Origin of the sequence: Dehalococcoides sp. (assembly GCF_041654235.1) — a bacterium.
GTDB lineage: Bacteria > Chloroflexota > Dehalococcoidia > Dehalococcoidales > Dehalococcoidaceae > Dehalococcoides > Dehalococcoides mccartyi_B.
In genome coordinates, this window is the sequence record NZ_JBAZDW010000103.1 from 1 (window position 1) to 3,326 (window position 3,326).

The 3,326-nt window shown below is 45.4% G+C and carries 7 protein-coding genes; all 7 read right to left on the reverse strand.

The window, feature by feature from the left end; translation table 11 throughout:
* Positions 1-82: 82 nt before the first annotated feature.
* Positions 83-262 (reverse strand): hypothetical protein, encoded by a 180-nt coding sequence (locus WC259_RS08125; protein WP_015407772.1) that lies wholly within the window; start codon positions 260-262, stop codon positions 83-85.
* A complete protein-coding gene (locus WC259_RS08130) occupies positions 259-495 on the reverse strand; it encodes a helix-turn-helix domain-containing protein (protein WP_015407771.1) in 237 nt (78 codons plus the stop codon). The genes WC259_RS08125 and WC259_RS08130 overlap by 4 nt, the downstream gene beginning before the upstream one ends.
* Positions 492-770: a helix-turn-helix transcriptional regulator gene (locus WC259_RS08135; RefSeq protein ID WP_015407770.1), complete on the reverse strand. Its 279-nt coding sequence runs from the start codon at positions 768-770 to the stop codon at positions 492-494. The genes WC259_RS08130 and WC259_RS08135 overlap by 4 nt, the downstream gene beginning before the upstream one ends.
* A gap of 303 nt (positions 771-1,073) precedes the next feature.
* Positions 1,074-1,334: a hypothetical protein gene (locus WC259_RS08140; protein ID WP_015407813.1), complete on the reverse strand. Its 261-nt coding sequence runs from the start codon at positions 1,332-1,334 to the stop codon at positions 1,074-1,076.
* Positions 1,327-2,106 (reverse strand): hypothetical protein, encoded by a 780-nt coding sequence (locus tag WC259_RS08145; RefSeq protein WP_015407812.1) that lies wholly within the window; start codon positions 2,104-2,106, stop codon positions 1,327-1,329. The genes WC259_RS08140 and WC259_RS08145 overlap by 8 nt, the downstream gene beginning before the upstream one ends.
* The gene (locus WC259_RS08150) at positions 2,082-2,633 is read right to left on the reverse strand and encodes a hypothetical protein (protein WP_015407811.1); all 552 of its coding nucleotides are present in this window, start codon (positions 2,631-2,633) and stop codon (positions 2,082-2,084) included. The genes WC259_RS08145 and WC259_RS08150 overlap by 25 nt, the downstream gene beginning before the upstream one ends.
* Positions 2,634-2,675: 42 nt before the next feature.
* Positions 2,676-3,326, reverse strand: a 651-nt coding sequence (locus WC259_RS08155; RefSeq protein WP_372644207.1) for a phage tail spike protein, incomplete at its 5' end; no start/stop codon positions are given.

Genomic DNA, 3,326 nt, shown 5'->3' on the forward strand with positions numbered 1-3,326 from the left:
AGGCGGGGTATAATCGTGATTAAGGGTTTTATTTCTCACCTCTCTTCCACCGGGGAATTGCAGTTCCCCGGTCTTTTTATCTTCACTTGGTGCCGACCAGTTCGGGCTTGTGGATATCATGCTGGGTGTCCCATCGCTTCCAGCAAGCAATCAGATCATCACATTCAATAACCCGGATATCTCCTTGGCCGCCGATATATGTATAGTGATAACTGACATCACTTCCAGTATGTCCGCAGTGGGAACAGGTAAGTTCTTTCATAACCAAGCCTCCGCCATTGCCCTGATTTTCCTGTTCGCCTTATTAAAGGATTCATCAACAATCTGTTTAATCCATGCGTAAGGGATAATATGCCGGTCTCCGAAACCTTCCAGCGTGGGTATTTCGCCCTGGTAAATCTTTTTGCGGACAGTGGATACACTGACATTAAGTAGCTCTGCAGCTTCCTTTACAGTGCAAGTGAGCCTCTCCTTCGGTAAGTCTGTCTTCATCATTTGAACACCTCCCGGAATTTGGTCATAAATGTCTTGTGTGTGATAGGTTCGGTATGCGTATAATTGGTTTTGCCGTAGATTTCAGCATCAATAAGAGGCTTTAGCTCAGGGAAAGCACGGCCTACGCCGGAGTAGAACTTTACGGTAGGTTTGCGTATTCCCCTTTTAATGCGAGAATATGACGAATTGCTAATGCCAATCTTGATAGAAAGGGCTTGATCTGATAGGCCTTCGTTTTCTTGGTATTCACTCAGTGTAGTCATTAAAAGTGTCATAAATAACCTCAGTAGAAAGAATATACCCGTTATCATGGTTTGTCAATAAGCAAATTAACATAATTGGCACGTTGCTAATTAGCAAACAAATCAGTAATCCAGAATACAAGCGAAAATAATTCTGCTAATAATTTGCTAATAATTATTTTACACAAAAAAACTAGCCCCCATAACGGGGGCTAGTATATTAAAGATAATTATTGACTCTGTTATATTTTAAGATTTATTATAGATGCGATGAATTTGATAAACTTTATAAGCAACACGTTCGGTTATGAGTGGTCAAGTTATATTGCTTTATAACTAACTCCTGCTGAACCATCCACCCAGAGCACCGAGTAAAGCAGCTATAAATCCGCCTACCCATTTAATAGTTGATAACTGGGTCTGAGTTGTGTCTGCCTGTTCTTTAGCTTCATCTGCGGTAGCTTGGGCTTCAGCTATGCACTTGTCCTGGCGTTTCTTATCCTCGTCAATATACTTTTGGATATTTAACGTGCGCTCATCAATTCGGCTGACCACTACTGCCAGGTCATTTATTTTGTCGCGCTCTTCTTTAGTCATGGCACACTCCCTGGCTAACCGAATTCAAGTAATCATTAAGCCGGACAATATCTATATATGAGCTGAGCGGCCAGTAGTTTTTATCATCTACAATTCCCCACAGTTCATCACAGTACTTGTCCAGAAAAGCCCAGGTCATCTGTTTACGCTGCCCCCAGGTAATACACACCGGCCCAATAGCGGTATATCCCACGATATATACATAATGCCCGCCCCATGAGCCTGTACGCCCAGAATCGCCTTCTGTGGCTTCCCAGACCTCTTGATTCTGAGCGGCTAGTGGCAGCAATAACCCAGCTCCGACACCGGAAAGCAGGTAGATAGCGGCCTTGGCCATATCATGGTTATAAGGGTTGATTTTGCCGTAGGCGTAAATGCTATAGTTATGACCACCAGCTTTCCACCCGCTACGCCATGACTTGAGAGAGTCCAGCACTACAAGTCCGTTATCCGGGCGTTTATTCCAGCATCTGCCGCCCCCTTGTTCATGCCAGTATTCCTGCAGGACATCTTGGTCTGAGATGCTTATAAGAGCCTGCTGGTCAATGGTTTCAAATCGGAGTGTCTGGTGTGCTCGGCCGGCAATAACACAGTCTCCCCAGGCATCGTTGGCGAACATAGGCAGAGGGATTTTGAATTGGCTGTCAGCATCAAAATCAAAGCAGTCTGGAATAGTCGGCAGATTTTTGATGATTGTTTCCAGTTTCAGAGTGCGTCTGTCCTGCTTGGCCGGACGCTTTCCGAGCATTAATCCCGGTAATTTTTTAGCCATGCCTTGACCTTCGCTTTCAGCTCCTTGGGGGAGTTAAAGTAAAATGAAACGATGGTAACTAATGACCCACCCAATGAGCCAGCGGCTAGGGTGACATATTCATCCCGGTGATTAATTAGCCCGTAGATACCGATGCAGGCCATCGTAATTAAAGTTACCCCCACAATCAGCACTCCGACATATGCCCGGGCTTCATCTGCTGTAATCTTTTTAGTGGGTGTATCCATCTCCCCGGGTATCCAGTCCTTACCGAAAAATAAATGCCCCAGGATAACGCCGGTGCAGATAGATATCATCATGCCGAAGTCAGTAATTACCTGGGCCAGCAATACCCCGGCGTACATCATGGACAGAGAAAACGTCAGGATACTTTTGCGTGACCAGTTGTAAATGATATCCCGGATAATGAAGGTATACGGCCGGCGCTTTTCCGGTGGTAACCAAAATTGGGTATGTGACCAGAACCAGCGGTAGTTAATTAAGGCTACCAGAGCAATTGCGATGATTAACCATTGGATAAATAGCATACTTCACCCCTTAAAAATGGCTAAATTTGGATTGTATCCGGCTTATTTGCGCCGGGCGAGTTCTGCGATGGTGTCGCTGATATTGACCACATTGTTGGATAGCTCCACGTCAATGTCATAAGGATTGGATAAGTCTCGCCGATTGATGCGGGTAATACGGGTTTCAACCGATATGCCAAGCTCTTCATCAATCACCTGGTACGGCTCAAGTAGATTGAGGCTATTAAACTCAAATCCTGCCTCTTTGGAGAGGTCAACCATATTAATTTTATAGGTATATATAGGGTCTTTCCGCTTGGCCAGTTCCGAGTCTGCCCACCCTTTAAGCAATTGGGCGCTGGTTTGGTTATTGTCCCAGATGGTCTTGGTAATAACGCCCCATGTGGCTTGAGAGGTAGCGTCATATACATAATCAAGGGCATATCCGGGGGCAGAGGACAAATGCACCCTGCTGCCCCAAGTACCCGCACCATAGGCATAAATCTTATTGGCCAACTGGCTGTAGTCTATACTCCGCGATATCCCGATAAGGTTTTTCTTATAACGGATTTGCTGGCCGGCGTAACTATGTGCGCCAAAACGATACCAGTTCAGCTGGCGGTTATTATCAACTTCCATATGCCCTGGGGCGTATACGGTTTGCAACTGTTCCAGAGCAGCCAGAATAGAGCAATTGGTAAATGATATGCTTAT